Source organism: Xanthomonas sp. 3498, assembly GCF_014199795.1.
GTDB classification, from domain to species: Bacteria; Pseudomonadota; Gammaproteobacteria; order Xanthomonadales; family Xanthomonadaceae; genus Xanthomonas_A; species Xanthomonas_A rydalmerensis.
Genome location: NZ_JACHOH010000006.1, coordinates 132,071 through 152,331, shown reverse-complemented (window position 1 = coordinate 152,331; position 20,261 = coordinate 132,071). Strand labels below are relative to the sequence as shown.

The window sequence follows — 20,261 nt, the reverse complement described above, 5'->3', positions numbered from 1 at the left end:
ACCCTCATCCGCCCCTGCGGGGCACCTTCTCCCACAGGGCGAAGGAAGAGCAAAGCCCCTCTCCCACCGGGAGAGGGGTTGGCGTGAGGGTACGGCCGCCATGGAGCGCCCGGCGGCGGCCAGCCACGCTCGCCGCCTTGCAGGACCGATGTTTCAGTGGTCCGCGTCGCGGCTGAAGCCGCTCCTACGACGACGCGAGCAGGCAAGTCCGCACCGGCGAACCAGCCCACCAATCCCCAATCCCGACTCCCCAATCCCGGCTTCTACTGAATGCGCTGCAGGATCTGCTTGGCCAGCGTGGCGTAATCGCCCTGGAAATGATGGTCGCCGGGCAGCTTGACCAGTTGCGGCCCGCCCTTGGGCAGGTCCGGGCACAGCGCGTCGTCGTCGTCCTCGCCGTAGATGCACAGGGTCTGCGCCGGCGGCATCTTCGCCACTTCCGGGGCGATCGGCAGGCCGTCGTCGCCGGAACTGATCCAGTTGGACACGTGGAACTCGTAGTCGGCGGTCTTGCCCACCGACAGCAAGGCGGTGAGCTGCACCTGGTCGCGCATCGCTTCCGGCAACTGGTTGTAGGCCGCCGGCAGCACGTCGGCGCCCTGCGAGAAGCCGATCAGCACCACGCGCCCGCGCTGCCACAGGTGGCTGTAGTGGCGGTAGATGCGGTCCAGGTCGGTGGCAAAGCCCTGCGGCGTACGCTCGCTCCAGAAGTAGCGCAGCGAATCCACGCCCACCACCGGGATGCCGGCCTTGGCCAGGGCGCCGGCGACCTGCTGGTCGAGCCCGGCCCAGCCGCCGTCGCCGGAGACGAAGATCGCGAACACGTTGCCATTGTCGGCATCGCCCGCACCCGCGGCGGCCGGCACGTCGACCACCGGCAGCCCGGCCAGGTCGGCCGGCGTCGGCGGCAGGCTGACGCCGGGCCGATCGCCCAGCGAACGCACCGCCGCACGCAGCCCAGGCAACGCATCGCCGCTGGCGCTGCGGCGGAACTGCCGCGCCTGCGCCACCTTCTGCACGAACGCGTCGCTCTGCTGGGTGCAGCGGTCGCGGCGGCTCTTGGCGTCGAGCGCCGCCAGCCACGGCACCGGCAGCGCGGTCGGCTTCAACGCACGCGCCGGCGCGGTGATGCCGGCGCCGCAGATCTGGTCGTCCAGCACCTGCACCGGGCAGAAATCCTCGGTCAGCAGGCCCGCCAGCAGATGCTTGGGCGCCTGCGCGGCGACCGCGTAGGCCAGCGCGGCGCCATCGCCATCGCCGACCAGCAACGGCAGGTGGTAGGTCGGCACGTGGAAATAGGCCTGCACGTAGCGCGAGAAGTTCTCCACGTCGCCCGCGGAGAAGCCGCAGGTGCCGTCGATCTTGGCCAGTACCGCCTGCAGGTGCGCGCTGTCGATCACCGCGACCATCGCGCCATCGTCGCGCAGCGCCTCGATCTGGCGCGTGCGCTCGGCGTCGGCGTGCTTGCCGCCGGCGAACCACAGCACCACGCGCTGCGCGTTGCCCTTGGGCAACAGCACCGGCACCTGCTCGAAGCGGCCGTGGCTGAGCTTTTCCGGCGCCGCGGCCGGTGCGCCGGCACGCGGTGCGGCAGCGGCCGCAGCGCCAGGCGCTGCGCCGGCGACGCCGGCCGCGAGCAGTCCGCCCAATGCACATCCCCACATCCAACCGCCACGCTTCTGCATCATCCAGCCATCCTGAAAAGGCGCGTTAAAGATAATCCCGAACGGCGGCGACGCGAAGCGCGGCGCGCCCTGCGGTTCATGCCAGGTACGCCGGACCTGGGCCATCGCCCTGCATCGGCGGGCCGTCAGGCGTCCGCGTCGGCACCGGGATGGCGCAGCCGCCAGGCCGCCAGTGCCTGCCGATAGCGCTCCAGTTCCTCGTGGTAGAGGTCGTAGACGCACAACGGGCAGCCGCTATCGCAGCAGTCGCTGGGGCCGGGCGGCAGCGGCGCCTGCGGGCAGGGATCGGCGTTGGCGGCAGGGTCGGACATGAGGCTCCGTGGCAGCGGCCGGGGCGGACCGGCGCGGCAGTGTAGAAGAAGGCGGTGCTGGCCGCGGTCACTACTCCGTCAGCCGATGGCCTGGCGCAGGTTGGCGCGCGCGGCCGCGTCGTAGCGCGTGTGGAACCGCTCGCTGAGGAAGATGCGCGGCTGCGCCAGCACGGTGCGCAGGAAAGCGCGGCGCTTGCGCCGGTACAACCAGCCCGGCACTACCCCGCGGTACTCCTCGGCAATGGCGCGGTCGTAGGCGGCAAAGGCCTCGGGCGTAGCGCCGAGGATCGCCATGTCGCAATCCAGGAACAGCGCCGCGTCCGCATCCACCGACGCCGTGGTCAATTGCCCATGACGCGCGGTGAGTTCGATCAACGCAGCCACCCGCGCCACATCCATGCCGGCGTCCGGCAGCCACTGCGCGATCGCCGCCTCGGCCAGGCGCGCGGACTGCGCTTCGTTGTCGCCGCGGCCAGCGCGGTACACCGCATCGTGATAGAGGACGGCCAGGTAGACCTCGCGCGGCTGCTGCCAGCCGCTGTCGACAGCGACCTCGGCGTAATGCGCCAGCACTGCCTCGACGTGGCCGAAATGGTGATACGCCCGCGGCGGCTCGGCGTAGGCGGCCCGCAGTTGCGTCCATTGCGCATCGGGCAGCGTGAGCGGCGCCGCGTTCATGCGTCGCGCTGCGCAGGGTCGGCGCGCAACGGCCAATGGGCTTCGTGCAGATAGCGTCCCTGGCCCTGCACACTGCGGATCAGACTCAGCGACCCCGCCTGCCAGGGCAACGCCGACACGCGCTGCGGCGCCAGCGCCTGGTCGACATAGGCCAGGGTCATGTGCGGCAGATAGACGCCGTCGGCGCGCGGCGCCACACCGTGTCGAACCAACAGCTGTTGCAGCGCTTGGCGCAGGGCCAGCAGCGGCGCGGGCTCGCCCTCGCCGCGCAGCACCAGCGGTCGGCTGCGCGCGCGGCTGTCGAAGGTCACCGCCTGATCGAACGCCAGTGCGAACGGCGCGGCGGAAAGCGCCTGCCCGGCTGCGCAGGCCTGTTGCAGCAGGCGTGGCGGGATGCCGGCGTACTCGCCGAGATAGTGCAAGGTCACATGCAGCCGCTCGGGCGGCAGCGCGCGTCCATGCAATCCGTGCTCGTGGCAAAGCTGCCGACCAAGGCGATGCACCGCCTGCGCCGTCTGCGCGTCCGGCAACAAAGCGAAGAACAGGCTTTCGCGCGCGGCGGGCGCGTCGAAACCGAGCGAGAACTGGGCGCCGGCAGGCGCGGCATCGGGATACATGGCGGAAACGGCAAACGCCGCAATCGGGTCGGGCAGCGGTCGAGCGCGCATGGTAGCAAGCACGCCCGACCGCTGCAGACCATCGGCACGCCGACATCGGCACGCCGACCCGGCCAGCGCCGCGATGGCGGCGCGCCGGGTCGGCGGCAGGCGGCGATTACGCCGCGTTCTTCATCGCGTGCTTGCGGGTGCGCATCACGTCGTGGCAGGCGCGCACTTCCGGCAGCAGGCGGGTGGCGGCGTCGCGCGCGGCGACCGGGGTATCGGCGTCGGCAATGGTCTCGTTGAAGGCCTTCAGCAGGCGATCCTCGGACTCTTCCAGCTCGGCGACGTAGCCGTACTTGGTGTCGCCCAGCGCGGCACGGACCTTGCCGTACATCTGCTGCATGCTGCCGACCATGGTGCCGTGGTCTTCCGGCTTGCCGCCGACCGACTGCACCACCGCACTCAGGCTGCTGACGATGTCCGACTTGACGCCGGCGATGCGCAGGAACAGCGCGGACAACTCGGCGTCGCCCACCTTCTTCGCGGCTTCTTCGTAGAAGTCCTTGCCGTCGCGGGAAATGGCGATGAGGTCGTTGAGGCTGTGGGTGGTCTTGCTCTGAATGCTCATGGAGAACTCCTGTGGCGAGGCCAGCGATATCGCGCAACGGGCACACGGGGGTGAACCTGGATATCGCACGGCGCGTTCGAAAGGATTGCCGCGTTGCGTAGTGGTAGCGATGCTGGGCACAAGCGCATAAAGCGCACGTGAGCCATCGGCATTCGCTCGTCACGCCGCATTGCCGGTGGTGAACACGCGTTCATTGGCCGCACTGCGCAGTCAGGCATGTGCTGAAGTTTTCACCATCCTGTCTTCGCGCATTGCAGCGCTTGGTATGCCGCGACTTATCCACACGGTTGCCTCACGGTCGTCCACAGCGGTTGTGGATGACGGCCGCCGCCGATCGCGTCGGCCCGCGACCGCTCGTCGGCGCCGCCGCAACGTCCTCCGCGCCCGGCAACAAACGCCTATAGTGCAGGCGAGCCCTCGCCACTGCAGGGCACCGCGAGGTGCGTCATGTTCGCCTGGACCGCGTTCGCCCTGCTCGCCGCTGCTGCGGCCACCACGTCGCCGCCCACGTTGCCAGTGCCGCCAGCGCACCCGGCAGCGGCGATGCAGGCAGACGCGACACCGCCAACCCCTGCGACGCCCCCCGCGCCGACGCCGACGCAGACGCCTGAGCAGATCATGCAGCTACCGCCTGCGCTGCACGCGCTGCTGCAGCAGCGCATCGACCCGCACGCCGACCCCGAGCACCGCCTGCAGCAACTGGTAGCGCTGGCCTTCGATGCCAAGGGCCTGAACCTGCAGTACGACCCCAAGGCCACCCACAGCGTCGCCGAGAGCTACGCCACTCGCCACGTCAACTGCCTGTCCTTCACCCTGCTGTTCGTGGCGATGGCGCGCGACGTCGGGCTGCAGGCGCAGGTCCAGGAAGTGCGCCGCGTGCTGACTTGGTACGAAGACGGCGATGCGCTGTACAACGTCGGCCACGTCAACGCCGGCGTGCGCGTGGACAGCGGGCGCGGCAGCATCGACCTGGACCGCAGCGTGCTGATGGACCGGCGCGGGCCGCAACCCATCTCCGACCGCCGCGCCCTCGCCCACTACTACAACAACCGCGGCGCCGAGCTGATGGTCGACGGCGACCTGGACGGCGCCCGCGCGCATCTGGCGATGGCGCTGCAGATGGACCCGCGCTTCGCCGGGGCCTGGAACAACCAGGGCGTGCTGGCGATGCGCGATGGCGACAGCGGCGCCGCCGCACGCGACTACGCCAAGGCGCTGGAGATCGATCCGGAGCATCTGCCGGCGCTGTCCAACGCCGTCGGCCTGGCCCGGCGCCTGGGCGACAGCGCGCGCGCGGCCGCACTGCAGCGGCAGATGGAACACGTGCGCCAGCGCGATCCGTTCCAGCAATATCTGCTCGGCACCGAGGCCGAGCGGCGCCAGGACTACACCGCGGCGATCGCCTACTACCGGCATGCGCTGCACCTGTACGACGGCGCCCACCTGCTGTACTTCGCCCTGGCCCGCGCCTACCTGCACAGCGGCGACACCCGCCGCGCCAGCGTGGCGCTGCGCGAGGCCATGGCGCACGCCGATCCGGCCACCCAACCGCGCTACCAGGGCAAGCTGGACGCGCTGCGGCGGCTGTCCTCGACCGCGCGGCCGCTGCGCTAACGCGCGCTAGCCTGCCGCGTGCGCGCAGGCGCCGCGCCGTGCCGCCTGGCGCGCCCACAGGTAGATCAACAGGCCGCCCACGGCCATCGCCGCGCCGACATAGCCGGTGGAGGTCCAGCCCAGGCCGGCACCGATCGCGATCCCGCCCAGCCACGGCCCCAGCGCGTTGGCCAGGTTGAATGCCGCGTGGTTGGAAGCCGCCGCCAGGGTCTGCGCATCGCTGGCCACGTCCATCAAACGGGTCTGCAGCACCGGCGCCAGCGCGCCCATGCTGCCGACCGCGACCACCGCCGGCAGCACCGTCCACGGCGAGGTCGCCGCCAGCGGGAACACCAGCAGCACCGCCAGCGACCACAGCAGCACCAGCGGCACCGCGCGGAACTGCATGCGATCGAACAGCCAGCCGCCGGCCAGATTGCCGAGCAATCCGCCCAGCCCGAACGCGGCCATCGCCACCGGGATCCAGTGTTCGGACACGCCGGTGACCTCCATCAGGGTCGGCGCCAGATAGCTGAAGACGCAGAACATGCCGGCGAAGCCGATCGCGCCGATGCCCAGCGCCAGCCACACCTGCGTGCGGTTGAAGGCGCGCAGTTCGCGCAGCGGCGAGGGCCGCGCCTCCTGCGGATCGGCCGGCAGCAGACGCCACACCAGCACCACGGTCAACACCGCGATCGCCGCGACCAGGGCGTAGGCGTAGCGCCATTCCGCCACCTGGCCGAGCCAGGTCGCCAGCGGGTTGCCGACCAGCACCGCCAGGTTCAGGCCCAGCAGCACCCGGCTGACCGCCGCGCCACGCTGGTCGGGCGGCCCGATCGACGCGGCCACCAGGGTCGCCACACCGAAATAGGCGCCATGCGGCAGGCCGGCGACGAAGCGCGCCAGCAGCATGCTGTGATAGTCCGGCGCCAGCGCGCTGGCGAGATTGCCGAACGCATAGAAGCCCATCAGCGCCAGCAGCAGATGCCGGCGCGACCAGCGCGCGCCGAGGATCGCCAGCAGCGGCGCGCCCACCACCACCCCCAGCGCATAGGCGCTGATCAGATGCCCGACCTGCGGCGCATCGATGTCCAGGCCACGGCCGATGTACGGCATCAGGCCCATGGTGGAGAACTCGCTGGTGCCGATCGCGAAACCGCCCATCGCCAGCGCGAACAGGATCAGCACGTAGCCGCGCCGCGACAGCGGCGCCGTGGCGGATGAGGTCATGCGCACATCCCACAAGAGGAAGGGCTGCCCATTGTTGTGCATTGCAGCAAACATTGCAGCCCCACGCGCGCAACGCCGCGTTGCGGCATGCCGCTGGCGGAGCTTCAGATGACGACGATGCCCTGGCGAAGATGCCGCGGCAGCAACGCACTGTCCCATCGCACCGCCGCGAAACCGCCGGGTGCGTCCCCATGTCTTGCACGCATGCTTCCGTGCAGCGCCGCGCTGCAGGGTTGCCCGCCCTACCCCACACCGAGAGACCCACCGATGACCGATACCGCTTCCCCGCTGTTCACGCCGCTGCGCCTGGGCGCGATCGCACTGGCCAACCGCATCGTGATGGCACCCCTGACCCGCAACCGCGCCGAAGGCGAAGGCCGCATCCCCTCGCCGCTGGCCGCCGAGTACTACGGCCAGCGCGCCAGCGCCGGCCTGCTCATCGCCGAGGCGACCCAGATCAGCCCGATGGGCCAGGGCTACAAGGACACCCCGGGGATCTACAGCGACGCACAGGTCGCGGCCTGGAAGCAGGTCACCGACGAAGTGCATCGGCGTGGCGGCAAGATCGTGCTGCAGCTGTGGCACGTCGGCCGCATCTCGCACGTCAGCCTGCTGCCGGACGGCGCCGCGCCGGTGGCGCCCAGCGCGCTGCGCGCCGATGCCAAGACCTTCACCGCCGAGGGCTTCACCGATGTCTCCGCGCCGCGCGCGCTGCGCCTGGACGAGATCCCCGGGCTGATCGAGGACTTCCGCCGCGCCGCCCGCAACGCCATCGCCGCCGGCTTCGACGGCGTGGAAGTGCACGCCGCCAACGGCTACCTGATCGACCAGTTCCTGCGCGACGGCAGCAACCACCGCGACGACGCCTACGGCGGCAGCATCGAGAACCGCACCCGCCTGCTGTTCGAAGTGGTGCAGGCGGTGGCGCAGGAAATCGGCGCCGACCGCACCGGCGTGCGCCTGTCGCCGGTGACCCCGGCCAACGATGCCCGCGACAGCGACCCGCAGCCGCTGTTCGAGCGCGCGGTGGAACGCCTGGATCCGCTGGGCCTGGCCTTCGTGCACGTGATCGAAGGCGCCACCGGCGGCCCGCGCGACAACATCGCCTTCGACTACGCGGCGCTGCGCGCCAAGTTCCATGGCCCGTGGCTGGTCAACAACGGCTACGACAAGGCGCTGGCCGAAGAGACCGTGGCCTCCAGCCGCGCCGACGCGGTGGCCTTCGGCCGCCCGTTCATCGCCAACCCGGACCTGGTGGAACGGCTGCGCCGCGACGCGCCCTTGAACCAGGTGGACGCCGACACGCTGTACGGCGGCGGTGCCAAGGGCTACACCGACTACCCGACGCTGGACTGATTGCCCCGGGCTGGCGGCACCGCGCAGTGCCGCCAGCCTCGCGTCCAGGCAGCGCCGTCTTCTGCGGCGGGCGCTCGGGCGCGATGCGCATCGAGGCACGGGCCGCGTCGCATCCGGCGCAGAGAGCTCGCTCTAGAACGTCAACCGCTCGCCGAGGAAATCAACGAACACGCGCAGCTTCGGCAGCATGTGCCGGCTCGACGGCCACAACAGATGGAAGGTGCCGGTGGAGTCGACATAGTCGTCGAGCAGCGTGCGCAGCGTGCCGGCCGCCAGTTCCGCGCGTACCGAGTGCTCCGGCAGGAACGCGATGCCACAGCCGCGCAAGGCGAAGCTGAGCCGCGTCTCGATGTTGTTGCACACCATCGACACCGGCAACGGCAGGCCAGCCGCCGCCGCACCCAGCGGCCAGGCTTCCAGGCGCCCGCTGCTGCGGAAACGGTAGTGCAGACACTGATGGGCCAGCAGGTCCTGCGGCTGGAGCGGCGTGCCGCAGCGCTGCAGGTAGTCGGGCGAGGCCACCAGGCAGCGGCGGAAACTGCCCAGGCGGCGCGAGGCCAGCCGCGAATCGTCCGGCTCGGCCACGCGCAACACGGCATCGAAACCTTCTTCGATCACGTCCACCAGGCGATCGTCGAAATCCAGGTCCAGCTGGACCTGCGGATAGGCGCGCATGAAGTCGCCCAGCACCGGCAACAGCACGTTGTTGTTCATCGGCAGGCTGATCCGCAGCCGCCCCTTCGGCGTCGCCGCCAGGCTACCCAGCTCGCCGCGCGCCGCTTCGACCTCGGCCAGGATGCGCCGGCAGCGCGGCAGGAACAGCTGGCCTTCGGCGGTCAGGGTCAGGCTGCGGGTGCTGCGATGGAACAAACGCACGCCCAGCGATTGCTCCAGCCGCGCCACGCTCTTGGCCATCGCCGAGGCGGACAGGCCCAGCACCCGCCCGGCCTCGGCGAAGCCGCCGCTCTCCATCACCTGCACGAAGCCACGCAGGCTCCCCAGACTGTCCATCGCAGCGTCACCGATTGCGGACATTTCCGTCCTCGCAGCGAGGAACTTTACCCGTCTTTTTCCGCAATCGGCAGGCGTCCACGCTGCACCTCCCTCCTCCATGCACAGCGCCGATGCCCATGCCCACCTCCATCCCCGATCCTGCACCGATGCTCTCGCCGCGCCAGGCTGCTCCGCTCGATGCCGCGATCGACCGCGCGCTGCACGAACGCCGGCTCGTCGGCGCAGTGGTGCTGGTCGCCCATCGCGGCGCCTGTATCTATCGCCGCGCCGCCGGCTGGGCCGACCGCGAAGCGCAACGGCCGATGCGCCAGGAGACGACGTTCCGCCTGGCCTCGGTCAGCAAACCGATCGTGGCGACCGCGGCGCTGGCGCTAGTCGCGCAGGGCCGCCTGGCGCTGGATGCGCCGATCGCCGGCTGGCTGCCGTGGTTCAGGCCGGCCCTGCCCGACGGACGCGTGCCGGACATCAGCCTGCGCCAGTTGCTCAGCCATAGCGCCGGGCTCGGCTACCGCTTCCTCGAACCCGAAGACGGTGCGCATGCGCGCGCCGGCGTCTCCGACGGCATGGACCACAGCGACCTGAGTCTGGAGCAGAACCTGCGCCGCCTGGCCCAAGTGCCGCTGCAGTACGCGCCGGGCACGGGCTGGGGCTACTCGCTGGCCATCGACGTCGCCGGCGCGGTGCTGGAGGCCGCCAGCGGGCAGCCGCTGCCGCAGTTGGTCCACGATCTGGTCACCGCGCCGCTGGGGATGCAGGCCACCGCCTTCCATGCCGAGGACGCCGCCAACCTGGCAGTGCCCTACGTCGGCGACGCGCCGATGCCGCATCGACTGGGCGAAGGCGAGGTGGTCGCGCCGTTCGCCGACGGCGCAGGCATCGTCTTCCATCCCTCGCGCGCGCTGGATCGCACCGCGTTTCCCTCCGCCGGCGCCGGCATGGTCGGCAGCGCCGGCGACGTGCTGCGCCTGCTGGAGACGCTGCGCAGCGGCGGCGCGCCGCTGTTGCCGGCCGATCTGGTCGCCGAGATGGGGCGCGCGCAGACCGGCGACTTCGGCCCACCGGACGGACCGGGCTGGAGCTACGGCCTGGGCTTTGCGGTGCTGCGCGACCCGGCGCCGACCGCGACGCCGGAGGCGCCCGGCACCTGGCGCTGGGGTGGCGCCTACGGGCACAGCTGGTTCGTCGATCCGGCGCACCAACTGAGCGTGGTGGCGCTGACCAACACGCTGTACGAAGGCATGTCCGGCGCGTTCGTGGTCGAACTGCGCGACGCGGTCTACGCCAGCCTGCGCGAACGGGCGGCATGAGCGGCCAGGGCCTGGAGTGCGGCGCGCCGTCGCGCCCGCCCGAGGCGCGACGCCTGCCCTGGAGCGGATTGCTGGCGCTGGCCTGTGCCGGCTTCGTCACCATCCTCACCGAGACGCTGCCGGCCGGGCTGCTGCCGGCGATGGCGGACGGGCTGGGCGTCGGCGAGGCGTGGATCGGCCAGTTGGTCAGCGTGTACGCACTGGGCTCGCTGCTGGCGGCCATCCCGCTCACCGCCGCCACCCGGCGCCAGCGCCGGCGCCGGTTGCTGCTGCTCGCCATCGCCGGCTTCGCCGTCGCCAACACGGTCACCGCGGTGTCCAGCCGCTATGCCCCGATCCTGGTCGCGCGCCTGCTCGCCGGGGTCAGCGCCGGATTGCTGTGGGCACTGCTGGCCGGCTACGCGAGCCGGATGGTGGCGCCGGCCCAGCAGGGCCGCGCCATCGCGGTGGCCATGGTCGGCACGCCGTTGGCGCTGGCGCTGGGCGTGCCGGCGGGTACCTGGCTCGGGCAGCAGGTGGGCTGGCGCTGGAGCTTCGGCGCGATGTCCTTGCTGAGCCTCGGCCTGCTCGGCTGGGCCCGCGCCGCACTGCCGGATTTCGCCGGCCAGGCGGCGCATGCGGCGCTGCCGCTGCGCAGGGTGCTGCGCCTGCCCGGCATCGCCCGGGTGCTGGCGGTGATGCTGCTGTTCGTGCTCGCGCACAACCTGCTCTACACCTACGTCGCGCCGCTGCTGGCGCGGTCCGGCGCCGCGGTGGCGGTGGATCGCTCTCTGCTGCTGTTCGGCGTGGCCGCGCTGCTGGGCATCGTCGTGGTCGGGACGTGGATCGATCGCTGGCTGCGGCCCCTGCTGCTGGCCAGCATCGCCTTGTTCGCGCTGGCGGCGCTGACGCTGGCGCTGTGGCCGCGCTCGCCGACGCTGCTGGCGGTGGCCTTGGCGCTGTGGGGATTGGCGTTCGGCGGCTGCGCGACGCTGTTCCAGACCGCGATCGCCCGCCGTGCCGGCGACGCCGCCGATCTGGCGCAGTCGCTGGTGGTCACGGGCTGGAACCTGGCCATCGCCAGCGCCGGCCTGCTCGGCGGCGCACTGCTGCAACGGCATGGCGCCGCCGCGCTGCCCTGGACCGCGCTGGCGCTGCTGTTGCCGGCATGGGCCTGCGCGCATCGCCGCTAGAACGTCGACGTCTGCGCGGCGTCGGCGCTCGCACGACCGCAGCCTGCCGCCGGCCCCGCGGCGCGGCTCAGGCCTTGCGCAGGAAGCAGGTCTTCAGCACCAGGCCCTTGATCTTGTCCGAGTTGCCTTCGATGTGTTCGGCATCGTCCTCGACCAGGCGGATGCCGCGGATCACGGTGCCCTGCTTCAGCGGGATCGATGAACCCTTGACCTTCAGGTCCTTGATCACGACCACCGTGTCGCCGGCCTGCAGCACGTTGCCGTTGCTGTCGCGTACCACCGTCGCCGCGTCGTTGGCGGCCTCGGCCGCGGCCGGCCACTCGTGGCCGCAGTCCGCGCACACCCAGTTGGCGCCGTCGACGTAGGTGTTTTCCAGGGTGCATTGCGGGCAGGCGGGTGCGGCGGGCATGGGAGTCCTTGATACGGCGACGACGGCGAGCCGCCTATTGTAGCCGCCCGCCCCGTGCCGCCGTGCCAGCCGCAGGAATCTCATGTCCGCTTCGTCCGGGTCCCGTCTCGCGATCTACGCCGCGCTCGCCGGCAATCTGGCCATCGCCATCGCCAAGTTCGTCGCCGCGGCGATCTCCGGCAGTTCGGCGATGCTCAGCGAAGGCGTGCATTCGCTGGTGGACACGGTCAACGAGCTGTTGTTGCTGTACGGCCTGCGCCGCGCCGCGCGCCCGGCCGATGCCACCCATCCGTTCGGCCACGGACGCGAGCTGTACTTCTGGAGCTTCATCGTCGCCTTGCTGGTGTTCGCGCTCGGCGCCGGGGTATCGCTGTACGAGGGCATCGCCCATATCCGCCATCCGCAGCCGGCCAGCGACCACACCCTCAACTACATCGTGCTGGGGCTGTCGCTGTTGTTCGAAGGCGGCTCGTGGTGGATCTCGCTGCGCGAGTTCCGCGCGCGCAAGGGCCGCCTGAGCTACGTGCAGGCGTTCCGCGAGAGCAAGGATCCGAGCCTGTTCACCGTGCTGGTGGAAGACAGCGCGGCGTTGATCGGCCTGTTGATCGCACTCACCGGGCTGCTCGCTGCGCAATGGCTGGACATGCCGGAACTGGATGGCGTCGCCTCCATCGGCATCGCCGCGGTGCTGGCCTGCTCGGCGTTCGTGCTGGCGCGCGAGACCAAGGGCCTGCTGATCGGCGAGCCGGCGGCGCGCCCGCTCGGCGACGCGCTGCGGCGCATCGCCGCCGCCGATCCGGACGTGCGCGCGGTCAACGGCGTGCTCAGCATGCAGATGGGGCCGGACCAGGTGGTCGCCGCGCTCAGCGCCGAGTTCGAGGACCAGCGCAGCACCGCGCAGATCGAAGCGTGCATCGAGCGCATCGAGGCCACCGCACGCGCCGAGCATCCGGAACTGCAGGCGCTGTTCGTCAAACCGCAGACCCCGGAGACCTGGCTGGCCCGGCGCACCGCGCTGCGCCAGCCGCCGGCGCCCTGAATGGCAGTACGCCGGCGCGACTTGCGGCCCTGCGCCGCTTTTCGTTAGGGTAGCCGGGTAGCACCCTCTCATCGCGCTGTGACTGTGCCGGCGTATCCCCCTTACTCACTGAACGAGGTTTCCCATGGAGATCGCCAACGGGCTTGTCGCCACCATCCACTACACCCTCACCGACGATGCCGGTGAAGTGATCGACCAGTCCTCGCCGGACAATCCGCTGAGCTACCTGCACGGCGCCGGCAACATCGTGCCGGGCCTGGAAAAGGCGTTGACCGGCAAGCGCACCGGCGAATCGGTCAAGGCCGACGTGATCCCGGCCGAAGGCTACGGCCCGCGCCACGAGCAGCTGGTGCAGCAGGTGCCGCGCGGTTCGTTCCCGGATGCCGGGTCGCTGGCGCCGGGCATGCAGTTCCAGGCGCAGACCGACCAGGGTCCGCTGCTGGTCACGGTCACCGACGTCGGCGACGAGCTGGTGACCATCGACGGCAACCATCCGCTGGCCGGGCAGGTGCTGCATTTCGCGGTGGAAGTGGCCGGCGTGCGCGAGGCCACCGAGCAGGAAAAGAACCAGGGCCACGCCGGCGCCGCCCTGTAAGCGGCCCGGTTTCGCGTCCCCCACGAGGCCCGCCGATGCGGGCCTCGTGCGTTTGCGGCCGCGCTTGCGTCGCGCTGCGGCTTGCCCCACAGTGCGCGGCCCTCCCGCCCCCGGCACCGTCATGCGCCTCGGTATCGACTTCGGCACCAGCAACTCCGCCGCCGCCGCGGTGATTGACGGCCGCGTGGTGCCGATCGACTTCGGCGCGCAGCAGCAGTTCCGCACCACGGTGTACTTCCCCGAAGTGATGCGCGACCCGGCCGAGTTCGATCTGACCCCGGCGCTGGAACGGCAGGTGGACGAGCTGATCGACTCCGGCCGCCGCGATGCGCTCGCCGCCGGGCGCGAACGCAGCCACGAGGCGCTGCGCCGCGACGCGATCCGGGTGGTGCGCCGGCAATGGATGGAAACGCAGATGCGCGAGCCGCGCAGTTCCGCGGCGCTGCTGCAGAACGCCGTGTACGGCGATGCCGCGCTGGACGCCTACTTCGTCGAGGGCGAAGGCAACCTGGTGCAGAGCCCCAAGTCGATGCTGGGCTACAACCTGCATCCGCGCGCACGCCAGACCATTACCGGCATCGCCGCGCACATTCTCGAACACATCCGCCTGACCGCCTCGCAGCAACTGGGCGTGCAGGTACGCCGCGCCCTGCTCGGGCGCCCGGTGCAGTTCCGCAGCTCGATCGGCGAGGCCGGCAACGCGCAGGCGCTGGAGATCCTGCACAGCGCCGCGATCACCGCCGGCTTCGACGACGTCGCCTTCCTGGAGGAACCGGCCGCCGCGGCGATGCATTACCACGCGGTCAGCCGCGAGCGCCACGCCGCGGTGGTGGTGGACATCGGCGGCGGCACCACCGACATCGCCCATGCCAGCGTCGGCGGCGACGCCGCGCCGCAGGTGCACCGCGCCTGGGGCATCCCGCGCGGCGGCACCGACATCGACCTGGCGCTGAGCCTGGCCGGCTTCATGCCGCAGTTCGGCCGCGGCATCACCCGCGTACCCTCGCATCACTACGTCGAGGCGGCGATGGTGCAGGACACCACCCGCCAGCGCGATTTCCGCCAGCATCGCTACGACGCCGTGCCGGCGCCCTACGACACGCGCCTGCAAGCGCTGCAGGAACCCGGCAACACCGCGCGCCTGTACCGCGCGGTGGAGCGCAGCAAGATCCGCCTCAGCGACGCCGAACGGCACGAAGAGACGCTGGACTACATCGAGGCCGGGCTGCAGGTGCAGGTGCAGGCCGAGGAACTGGTGCAGGCCGCACGCAGCTATTTGGAGGCCCTGCAGGAACTGCTGGCGCAGGTGCGCCAGGACATCGGCGGCGATCCGGCCGCAGTGTTCCTGACCGGCGGCATGTCGCGCGCCGGCTACCTGCAGCGCCTGGTCGCTGCCGCCTTCCCGCAAGCGCGCCTGGTCCATGGCGACCCCTCGTTCGGCGTGGTGCAGGGCCTGGCGCTGGCCGCCGCGCAGGACTAGCACGGCACAGGCTGTACAGGCGTCGGTGGCCTCCGCCGACTTGCGGCGTCCTGCCGAGGCGCTGCCTTCGGCCTGCGTTGTTCATACTGTGAAGGCGCGACTCGCGTAGCATAGGTGCACGCTTCAGCGTCACGTCTCTACGCGCGTCTCGTCCGGCCGTTCCTGTCGCCCGACGCGCTCCCTTCTCGCCCCACCCTCCGTCCCGCTTCGGGCCGGACCCACCGGGAGCGCCATGTCCCCCGCCCCTGCCACGCTCCAGGCCGAGCGCCTGGCGTCGCCGCTCCATCCTCCGTACCGACCGACAGGTCGCGATCGCGGCGGCGACGCATGAGCGAGACCGCGAGGGAAGCCGCCGACTCCGGCATCGCCTGCGACCGCTGCGACGCGATCTGCTGCCGCCTGACCGTGCTGGTGATGCCGGACGACAACGTCCCCGAACATCTCACCGAGTACACCCGCGAAGGGCTGCACGTGATGGCGCGCGACGAGGACGGCTGGTGCGTGGCGGTGGACGGCGCGCGCATGTGCTGCTCGATCTATACGCAGCGCCCGGCGATCTGCCGCAAGTTCGCGATGGCCGGCCCGTACTGCCGCGAGATCCGCCGCACCCACCACGAGCAACTGACCCGTGGCATTCCACTGACGATGTACTGACTGCAGGAGTTCCAGCATGGCACGACCCACCAGCAACACCGCTTCGCCCAGCGCCAGGAACGCACGCGGCGCCAGCGCCAACGACAAGGCGCAAAAGGGCCTCAGCCGCGAGCGCATCGAGGCCGACCTGGCCGCCTTCCACCAGGCCGGCGGCCGCGTCGAGGTGCTCGGCACCACCCGCGTGCTGAAGAAGGTCGACGTCGCCGACGCGGGCTGACGCCCGCCCGCGCTTCCCGCGCGCCCATCGCAGTTCCTTGCGGCAGGCAATCCGCGAGGACGTGGACGCCCGTCCACGCCCGAGCGATGACGCGGCGCCAGGCATCCAACGACGGCGCCTTGGGTTCGGCTCGATCGCCGCACCGACCAAGCCCGATACGGCGTCCTCGGATGCCAGCGCAGGCCCGGAAGCACGGCGCCGTCTTCACGCCGAAAGCGCATACTGCGATCTCGTCCACGGTCTCGCTTCGGCATGCTCCTGCGCTCCCTTTCTGCCGAACTCGGCCAGCCCGCCTGCGGCAACTGTCGCGATGGCGAGCCACTGGATTTCGCCGTGCGCATGGCGTTCCAGCCCATCGTCGATGCCGCCAACCGCTCGATCTATGCCTACGAAGCGCTGGTGCGCGGCGAGGACGGCAGCGGCGCGGCGGCGGTACTGGCGCGGGTGCGCCCGCAGCAGATGTACCGCTTCGACCAGACCTGCCGGGTGCAGGCGATCGCCACCGCCGCACAGCTTGGCCTGCGCACGCGGCTGTCGATCAACTTCATTCCCAACGCGGTGTACGAGCCGGCGACCTGCATCCGCCTGACCCTGAAGGCGGCCGAGCACTTCGGCGTGCCCACCGGCGCCCTGATCTTCGAGTTGAGCGAGTCCGAACGCATCGCCGACCTGCCCAAGGTCGTGCGCATCCTGCGCGACTACGCGCAGCGCGGCTTCCTCACCGCGATCGACGACTTCGGCGCCGGCCACTCCGGCCTGAACCTGCTCGCCGATTTCCAGCCGCACCTGCTCAAGCTGGACATGGCGCTGATCCGCGGCATCGACGGCAGCGCCGCGCGTCGCCATATCGTCGGCGGCATCGTCGCGATGGCCGCACAACTGGGTTGCCGCATCCTCGCCGAGGGCGTGGAGACGCCCGCCGAGTACCGCGCATTGCGCGCGCTGGGCATCGATCTCTACCAGGGCTATCTGTTCGCCAAGCCGGCGCTGGAGGCGTTGCCGGAGATCACCGCGGCGCAGTGGGACGCGCTGGAGCACGCCGGCTGAGCGATGCGCTGCCGCAGCGCACGGCAGCCGCACGACTTGCCCACAGCGGCCACGCTTGCGACCATCGCCTTTCCCCTGCGTTTCCGATGTGCAATGCCCTCGCTCCATACCCTGCTGCCGCCGTGGACGCACCGCTGGCTCGACGTGATCGTGCCCGGTGCGCAGATTGTGCTGAGCTGTTGATCCTGGACCGCTTCGGCGTGTCCGGCACCGTGCTGTGGACCGCCTTCACCGGATTCGCCGCGGTCGCGGCGGTGGCGTTCTTCGCCGCCTGGAGCGTGCTGTCCAACATCTTCTGCACGCTGCTGATCTTCACTACGCGCCCGTTCCGCCTGCACGACCACATCGAATTGCTGGAGAACGGCGAGAAGCCGGGCCTGAAGGGCCAGGTGATCGACATCAACCTGATCTACACCACGCTGCGCGAGGAGCACGACGGCGACCGCGACAGCGTGCTGCAGATCCCCAACAGCCTGTTCTTCCAGCGCAGCACGCGGCGCTGGCGCGGCCATCCGGTGCCGCCCGGCCTGGGCTGAGCGCCGCGACGCCGACGCTGACGCCATGCACATGGCGCAGCCGCTATGGTCGACGCCAGCCGCCCTCGTGCGGCGCCCCTTTCTTCCCGACCAGGTACTGCATGGAACCCGTCATCCCCCCGTTCGCCGACCTTTTCGCCCAGCTCGGTCTGCCCAACAGCGAAAGCGAAATCCGCCAGTTCATCGCTCGGCACGCGCCGCTGCCCGATGACATGCGCCTGGAAGAAGCACCGTTCTGGACACCGGCGCAGGCGCAGCTGCTGCGCGAGGAACGCCTGGAAGACGCCGACTGGGCGATCGTGGTCGATCAGCTCAACATCGCGCTGCACGCGAAGCCCGTGCTGGATGCAGATCGCGCCGGCTGAGCCTCAACGCAGCTGACTGTCCTTGCTGCCGCGGCGGTTGTAGCCGCTGTGCTCGTGCTGCGCCCGGTCCTGCGCCTCCTGGCAGGCCACGCACAGGCGCACGCCCGGCACCGCCTTGCGCCGCGCTTCTGGGATCGGCGCGTCGCAGTCCTCGCAGTGGCTCAACCCCGAGCCCTGCGGCAATTGGCTGCGCGCCCGCTTGATCGCATCCTCGACGGTCGCATCGATCTGGTCCTGCACCGCGCCGTCGCCTGCCCACCCAGTGGCCATGGTCGTCTCCGCACTGTTGCCTTGCCTGGATGATGCGGCCGGCACCGGCGAATGCAATGCACGCCGGCTTCACCTTCCCGCGATGTTCATGTGCCCTGCGCGGCGCCGACCGTCACCAGATCAGATCGTCCGGCACCTGGAACTGGCTGTAGTAGGGATCGTCCTCGCCGCTGGCCGGCGCTGCCGCCAGCGCATCGAACGCGATGGTCTCCGGGTCCCGGGCGACGATCCTTTCCACGACCGCGCGCGGCACCGGCACATAGCCGGCATCCAGCCGCGCGATCACCACACTGCCGGCGATCAGTTGCGCGCGCAAGGCCGCATCCACCCGCAGCCGCTGGATCTTGCCGGCATCGGTGAAGTGGTAGTCGATCTCGCCGTCGGCCTTGAGCTTGTGGCTCTCGACCAGTTGCCGCGCCTGTGCGCGCAGCTCCTGCGCACGGGCCTGGGCGTTGCGCTCGGCGGACAGCGCGCGGTCGCGCTCCACCCGCTCCTGCCGCAGCCGCTCGCTCTCGCGCTGCTCGGCGCTGGGCGGCGGCGGGGTCTTGCCCTGGCGCGCCTTGGCCTGCTCGCGCGCGACCTGCGCCACCTGGCTCTTCTTCACCAGGCCGGCCTTGAGCAGCTGCTCCTGCAGGGGATTGCGCATCGGAAGCGTCCACGGACTCGGAATCGGGAGGCGCATGATACCCGCAGCACCAGCGCCCGCCCGCGAAAGCCGTCACCGCGGATGCCCCGCGGCGCGCGGCGCGCTAAGGTGGCGGGATGGACACCCTGCGCTATCTCGTCGGCTATCCGCCCCAGGTCCTGGACCAGGTGCGCGAGCTGATCGCGCGCGAACGCCTGGGCGACTGGCTGCGCAGCCGCTACCCCGAGGCCAACGCGGTACGCACCGACCGCCAGTTGTACGACTACACGCAAGCACTGAAGGACCGCTGCATGCGCAGCGCCGAGCCGCTGCACAAGGTGATCTACGACAACCGCCTGCAGGCGGTGAAGCACGCGCTGGGCACCCACACCACGGTGTCGCGCGTGCAGGGCGGCAAGCTCAAGGCCAGCCGCGAGATCCGCATCGCCGGCGTGTTCCGCGATGCGCCGGCGGCGTTCCTGCCGATGATCGTCGCCCACGAGCTGGCGCACCTGAAGGAAAGCGCGCACAACAAGGCGTTCTACCAGTTGTGCGCGCACATGACGCCGGAGTACCACCGCCTGGAGTTCGACCTGCGCCTGTACCTGACCCAGCTGGAACTGTCCGGCGGCAGCGACCGCTGAGCGGCGCCGCGCGTGGCAGCGCAGCGGCGGCAGCACGTACACTGCGCTGCCCTGATCGCCGAGCGTTTCGATGTCCTCCCCCACCCGCCTCGACAAATACGTGGCCGCCATGCTGCCGTGCTCGCGCAGCGAAGCGCAGCAATACATCGAGGGCGGCTGGGTCAGCGTGGACGGCGTGGTGGTCGAGGAGCCGCAGGCCGCGGTGACGACGCAGCAGGTGACCCTGGCCGCCGACGCGCAACTCGGCGCGGTCGAACCGGCCACGCTGCTGCTGCACAAGCCGGCCGGCCTGGATCTGGACGCGGCGCTGGCGCTGGTCAGGCCGGACACGCGCAGCGCCCTGGACACGAGCGAGGTGCGCGTGCTGAAACGCCACTTCCTGCGCCTGAACGCGCCGCTGCCGTTGGAGCCGGCGGCCAGCGGCCTGCTGGTGCTGAGCCAGGACGGCCGCGTGCTGCGCCGCCTGACCGAGGACGCGAGTTCGATCGAACAGGAATTCGTGGTCGAAGTGCGCGGCGAACTGCGGCCCTACGGCATGCTGCGGCTGGCGCACGGCCTGGTCTACCAGCAGCGCAGCCTGCCGCCGTGCAAGGTGAGCTGGCAGAACGAGGACCGCCTGCGCTTTGCGATCAAGCACGTGCAGCCCGGCCAGCTGCAGGCCATGTGCGCCGAGGTGGGACTGGAGGCGATCAGCCTGCGCCGCCTGCGCATCGGCCGCATCCCGCTGGGCAAACTGGCGCCGGGCGAGTGGCGTTACCTGCCGGGTGGCGAGCGCTTCTGAGAGGTTTCGCCGCTGCGGCGATG

General features: G+C 70.8%; 22 protein-coding genes and 2 pseudogenes. 14 read left to right on the top strand and 10 right to left on the bottom strand.

Going from position 1 to position 20,261, the window contains the following annotated elements; genetic code table 11:
- Positions 1 to 263: 263 nt before the first annotated feature.
- The 5 genes from GGR66_RS16630 to GGR66_RS16610 all read right to left on the bottom strand — a co-directional run bounded on the left by GGR66_RS16630 (position 264) and on the right by GGR66_RS16610 (position 3,904).
- Positions 264 to 1,688, bottom strand: a complete 1,425-nt coding sequence (locus GGR66_RS16630; RefSeq protein ID WP_184449185.1) for a virulence factor family protein — start codon at positions 1,686 to 1,688, stop codon at positions 264 to 266.
- Positions 1,689 to 1,810: 122 nt separating this feature from the next.
- Positions 1,811 to 1,996, bottom strand: coding sequence for an oxidoreductase-like domain-containing protein (locus GGR66_RS16625; RefSeq protein WP_184449183.1), 186 nt, complete (start codon positions 1,994 to 1,996; stop codon positions 1,811 to 1,813).
- Positions 1,997 to 2,074: 78 nt separating this feature from the next.
- On the bottom strand, positions 2,075 to 2,674 hold the full coding sequence (locus tag GGR66_RS16620; RefSeq protein WP_184449181.1) for a hypothetical protein: 600 nt from the start codon (positions 2,672 to 2,674) through the stop codon (positions 2,075 to 2,077).
- Complete coding sequence (locus GGR66_RS16615; RefSeq protein WP_255421743.1) at positions 2,671 to 3,342, bottom strand: 2'-5' RNA ligase family protein; 672 nt, start codon at positions 3,340 to 3,342, stop codon at positions 2,671 to 2,673. The genes GGR66_RS16620 and GGR66_RS16615 overlap by 4 nt, the downstream gene beginning before the upstream one ends.
- Before the next feature lie 106 nt (positions 3,343 to 3,448).
- The gene (locus GGR66_RS16610; RefSeq protein WP_184449179.1) at positions 3,449 to 3,904 is read right to left on the bottom strand and encodes a PA2169 family four-helix-bundle protein; all 456 of its coding nucleotides are present in this window, start codon (positions 3,902 to 3,904) and stop codon (positions 3,449 to 3,451) included.
- A gap of 618 nt (positions 3,905 to 4,522) precedes the next feature.
- Between GGR66_RS16610 and GGR66_RS16605 the strand changes: the two genes are divergently transcribed.
- Positions 4,523 to 5,518 carry a tetratricopeptide repeat protein gene (locus tag GGR66_RS16605; protein ID WP_184449177.1) on the top strand — a complete coding sequence of 332 codons (996 nt, stop codon included), beginning with the start codon at positions 4,523 to 4,525 and terminating at the stop codon, positions 5,516 to 5,518.
- A gap of 6 nt (positions 5,519 to 5,524) precedes the next feature.
- On the opposite strand, the gene GGR66_RS16600 is transcribed toward GGR66_RS16605, so the two are convergent.
- Entirely contained in the window at positions 5,525 to 6,727 is a 1,203-nt protein-coding gene (locus GGR66_RS16600; RefSeq protein ID WP_184449175.1) for an MFS transporter, read from the bottom strand.
- 267 nt (positions 6,728 to 6,994) lie between these two features.
- Here GGR66_RS16600 and GGR66_RS16595 point away from each other — a divergent pair, with 267 nt between their 5' ends.
- Positions 6,995 to 8,083, top strand: a complete 1,089-nt coding sequence (locus GGR66_RS16595; protein WP_184449173.1) for an alkene reductase — start codon at positions 6,995 to 6,997, stop codon at positions 8,081 to 8,083.
- A 132-nt stretch (positions 8,084 to 8,215) separates the two neighbouring features.
- On the opposite strand, the gene GGR66_RS16590 is transcribed toward GGR66_RS16595, so the two are convergent.
- Positions 8,216 to 9,094, bottom strand: coding sequence for a LysR family transcriptional regulator (locus tag GGR66_RS16590; protein ID WP_167087500.1), 879 nt, complete (start codon positions 9,092 to 9,094; stop codon positions 8,216 to 8,218).
- A 149-nt stretch (positions 9,095 to 9,243) separates the two neighbouring features.
- Here GGR66_RS16590 and GGR66_RS16585 point away from each other — a divergent pair, with 149 nt between their 5' ends.
- Together GGR66_RS16585 and GGR66_RS16580 are read left to right on the top strand one after the other, a co-directional pair.
- Complete coding sequence (locus tag GGR66_RS16585) at positions 9,244 to 10,404, top strand: serine hydrolase domain-containing protein (RefSeq protein ID WP_221236491.1); 1,161 nt, start codon at positions 9,244 to 9,246, stop codon at positions 10,402 to 10,404.
- Positions 10,401 to 11,576 (top strand): MFS transporter, encoded by a 1,176-nt coding sequence (locus tag GGR66_RS16580; protein WP_184449169.1) that lies wholly within the window; start codon positions 10,401 to 10,403, stop codon positions 11,574 to 11,576. Before GGR66_RS16585 ends, GGR66_RS16580 begins: the two co-directional genes overlap by 4 nt.
- Positions 11,577 to 11,643: 67 nt before the next feature.
- On the opposite strand, the gene GGR66_RS16575 is transcribed toward GGR66_RS16580, so the two are convergent.
- Positions 11,644 to 11,985 (bottom strand): zinc ribbon domain-containing protein YjdM, encoded by a 342-nt coding sequence (locus tag GGR66_RS16575; protein WP_048490980.1) that lies wholly within the window; start codon positions 11,983 to 11,985, stop codon positions 11,644 to 11,646.
- A 97-nt stretch (positions 11,986 to 12,082) separates the two neighbouring features.
- On the opposite strand from GGR66_RS16575, the pseudogene GGR66_RS16570 reads away from it, so the two are divergent.
- From GGR66_RS16570 to GGR66_RS16535, 8 genes and pseudogenes are all read left to right on the top strand, one after another.
- A pseudogene (locus GGR66_RS16570) lies at positions 12,083 to 13,024 on the top strand (cation diffusion facilitator family transporter); the annotation flags it as partial.
- 124 nt (positions 13,025 to 13,148) lie between these two features.
- Complete coding sequence (locus GGR66_RS16565) at positions 13,149 to 13,619, top strand: peptidylprolyl isomerase (RefSeq protein WP_167087492.1); 471 nt, start codon at positions 13,149 to 13,151, stop codon at positions 13,617 to 13,619.
- Between the two features lie 121 nt (positions 13,620 to 13,740).
- Positions 13,741 to 15,099, top strand: coding sequence for an Hsp70 family protein (locus tag GGR66_RS16560; RefSeq protein WP_184449166.1), 1,359 nt, complete (start codon positions 13,741 to 13,743; stop codon positions 15,097 to 15,099).
- A gap of 327 nt (positions 15,100 to 15,426) precedes the next feature.
- Positions 15,427 to 15,753 carry a YkgJ family cysteine cluster protein gene (locus GGR66_RS16555; RefSeq protein WP_167087488.1) on the top strand — a complete coding sequence of 109 codons (327 nt, stop codon included), beginning with the start codon at positions 15,427 to 15,429 and terminating at the stop codon, positions 15,751 to 15,753.
- Positions 15,754 to 15,769: 16 nt separating this feature from the next.
- A complete protein-coding gene (locus tag GGR66_RS16550) occupies positions 15,770 to 15,970 on the top strand; it encodes a hypothetical protein (RefSeq protein ID WP_184449164.1) in 201 nt (66 codons plus the stop codon).
- 252 nt (positions 15,971 to 16,222) lie between these two features.
- A complete protein-coding gene (locus GGR66_RS16545) occupies positions 16,223 to 17,017 on the top strand; it encodes an EAL domain-containing protein (RefSeq protein WP_184449162.1) in 795 nt (264 codons plus the stop codon).
- 93 nt (positions 17,018 to 17,110) lie between these two features.
- A pseudogene (locus GGR66_RS16540) lies at positions 17,111 to 17,553 on the top strand (mechanosensitive ion channel domain-containing protein).
- A 101-nt stretch (positions 17,554 to 17,654) separates the two neighbouring features.
- Entirely contained in the window at positions 17,655 to 17,918 is a 264-nt protein-coding gene (locus tag GGR66_RS16535; protein ID WP_184449160.1) for a DUF2789 domain-containing protein, read from the top strand.
- A 3-nt stretch (positions 17,919 to 17,921) separates the two neighbouring features.
- Here GGR66_RS16535 and GGR66_RS16530 read toward each other — a convergent pair whose 3' ends face one another.
- Positions 17,922 to 18,188 (bottom strand): DksA/TraR family C4-type zinc finger protein, encoded by a 267-nt coding sequence (locus GGR66_RS16530; RefSeq protein ID WP_167087480.1) that lies wholly within the window; start codon positions 18,186 to 18,188, stop codon positions 17,922 to 17,924.
- A gap of 112 nt (positions 18,189 to 18,300) precedes the next feature.
- Positions 18,301 to 18,834, bottom strand: coding sequence for a DUF2058 domain-containing protein (locus GGR66_RS16525; RefSeq protein WP_167087478.1), 534 nt, complete (start codon positions 18,832 to 18,834; stop codon positions 18,301 to 18,303).
- 116 nt (positions 18,835 to 18,950) lie between these two features.
- On the opposite strand from GGR66_RS16525, the gene GGR66_RS16520 reads away from it, so the two are divergent.
- Entirely contained in the window at positions 18,951 to 19,457 is a 507-nt protein-coding gene (locus tag GGR66_RS16520; RefSeq protein WP_184449158.1) for a YgjP-like metallopeptidase domain-containing protein, read from the top strand.
- Between the two features lie 70 nt (positions 19,458 to 19,527).
- Positions 19,528 to 20,238, top strand: a complete 711-nt coding sequence (locus GGR66_RS16515; protein ID WP_184449156.1) for an rRNA pseudouridine synthase — start codon at positions 19,528 to 19,530, stop codon at positions 20,236 to 20,238.
- Positions 20,239 to 20,261: the final 23 nt, after the last annotated feature.

Coding starts and splice junctions, on each gene's coding strand:
- GGR66_RS16520 (WP_184449158.1), top strand. CDS start 18,951: ATGGACACCCTGCGCTATCTCGTCGGCTATCCGCCCCAGGTCCTGGAC.
- GGR66_RS16530 (WP_167087480.1), bottom strand. CDS start 18,188: ATGGCCACTGGGTGGGCAGGCGACGGCGCGGTGCAGGACCAGATCGAT.
- GGR66_RS16605 (WP_184449177.1), top strand. CDS start 4,523: ATGCAGCTACCGCCTGCGCTGCACGCGCTGCTGCAGCAGCGCATCGAC.
- GGR66_RS16610 (WP_184449179.1), bottom strand. CDS start 3,904: ATGAGCATTCAGAGCAAGACCACCCACAGCCTCAACGACCTCATCGCC.
- GGR66_RS16590 (WP_167087500.1), bottom strand. CDS start 9,094: ATGGACAGTCTGGGGAGCCTGCGTGGCTTCGTGCAGGTGATGGAGAGC.
- GGR66_RS16600 (WP_184449175.1), bottom strand. CDS start 6,727: ATGACCTCATCCGCCACGGCGCCGCTGTCGCGGCGCGGCTACGTGCTG.
- GGR66_RS16625 (WP_184449183.1), bottom strand. CDS start 1,996: ATGTCCGACCCTGCCGCCAACGCCGATCCCTGCCCGCAGGCGCCGCTG.
- GGR66_RS16550 (WP_184449164.1), top strand. CDS start 15,770: ATGGCACGACCCACCAGCAACACCGCTTCGCCCAGCGCCAGGAACGCA.
- GGR66_RS16615 (WP_255421743.1), bottom strand. CDS start 3,342: ATGCGCGCTCGACCGCTGCCCGACCCGATTGCGGCGTTTGCCGTTTCC.
- GGR66_RS16580 (WP_184449169.1), top strand. CDS start 10,401: ATGAGCGGCCAGGGCCTGGAGTGCGGCGCGCCGTCGCGCCCGCCCGAG.
- GGR66_RS16535 (WP_184449160.1), top strand. CDS start 17,655: ATGGAACCCGTCATCCCCCCGTTCGCCGACCTTTTCGCCCAGCTCGGT.
- GGR66_RS16585 (WP_221236491.1), top strand. CDS start 9,244: ATGCTCTCGCCGCGCCAGGCTGCTCCGCTCGATGCCGCGATCGACCGC.
- GGR66_RS16565 (WP_167087492.1), top strand. CDS start 13,149: ATGGAGATCGCCAACGGGCTTGTCGCCACCATCCACTACACCCTCACC.
- GGR66_RS16555 (WP_167087488.1), top strand. CDS start 15,427: ATGAGCGAGACCGCGAGGGAAGCCGCCGACTCCGGCATCGCCTGCGAC.
- GGR66_RS16595 (WP_184449173.1), top strand. CDS start 6,995: ATGACCGATACCGCTTCCCCGCTGTTCACGCCGCTGCGCCTGGGCGCG.
- GGR66_RS16630 (WP_184449185.1), bottom strand. CDS start 1,688: ATGATGCAGAAGCGTGGCGGTTGGATGTGGGGATGTGCATTGGGCGGA.
- GGR66_RS16560 (WP_184449166.1), top strand. CDS start 13,741: ATGCGCCTCGGTATCGACTTCGGCACCAGCAACTCCGCCGCCGCCGCG.
- GGR66_RS16545 (WP_184449162.1), top strand. CDS start 16,223: ATGCTCCTGCGCTCCCTTTCTGCCGAACTCGGCCAGCCCGCCTGCGGC.
- GGR66_RS16620 (WP_184449181.1), bottom strand. CDS start 2,674: ATGAACGCGGCGCCGCTCACGCTGCCCGATGCGCAATGGACGCAACTG.
- GGR66_RS16575 (WP_048490980.1), bottom strand. CDS start 11,985: ATGCCCGCCGCACCCGCCTGCCCGCAATGCACCCTGGAAAACACCTAC.
- GGR66_RS16525 (WP_167087478.1), bottom strand. CDS start 18,834: ATGCGCAATCCCCTGCAGGAGCAGCTGCTCAAGGCCGGCCTGGTGAAG.
- GGR66_RS16515 (WP_184449156.1), top strand. CDS start 19,528: ATGTCCTCCCCCACCCGCCTCGACAAATACGTGGCCGCCATGCTGCCG.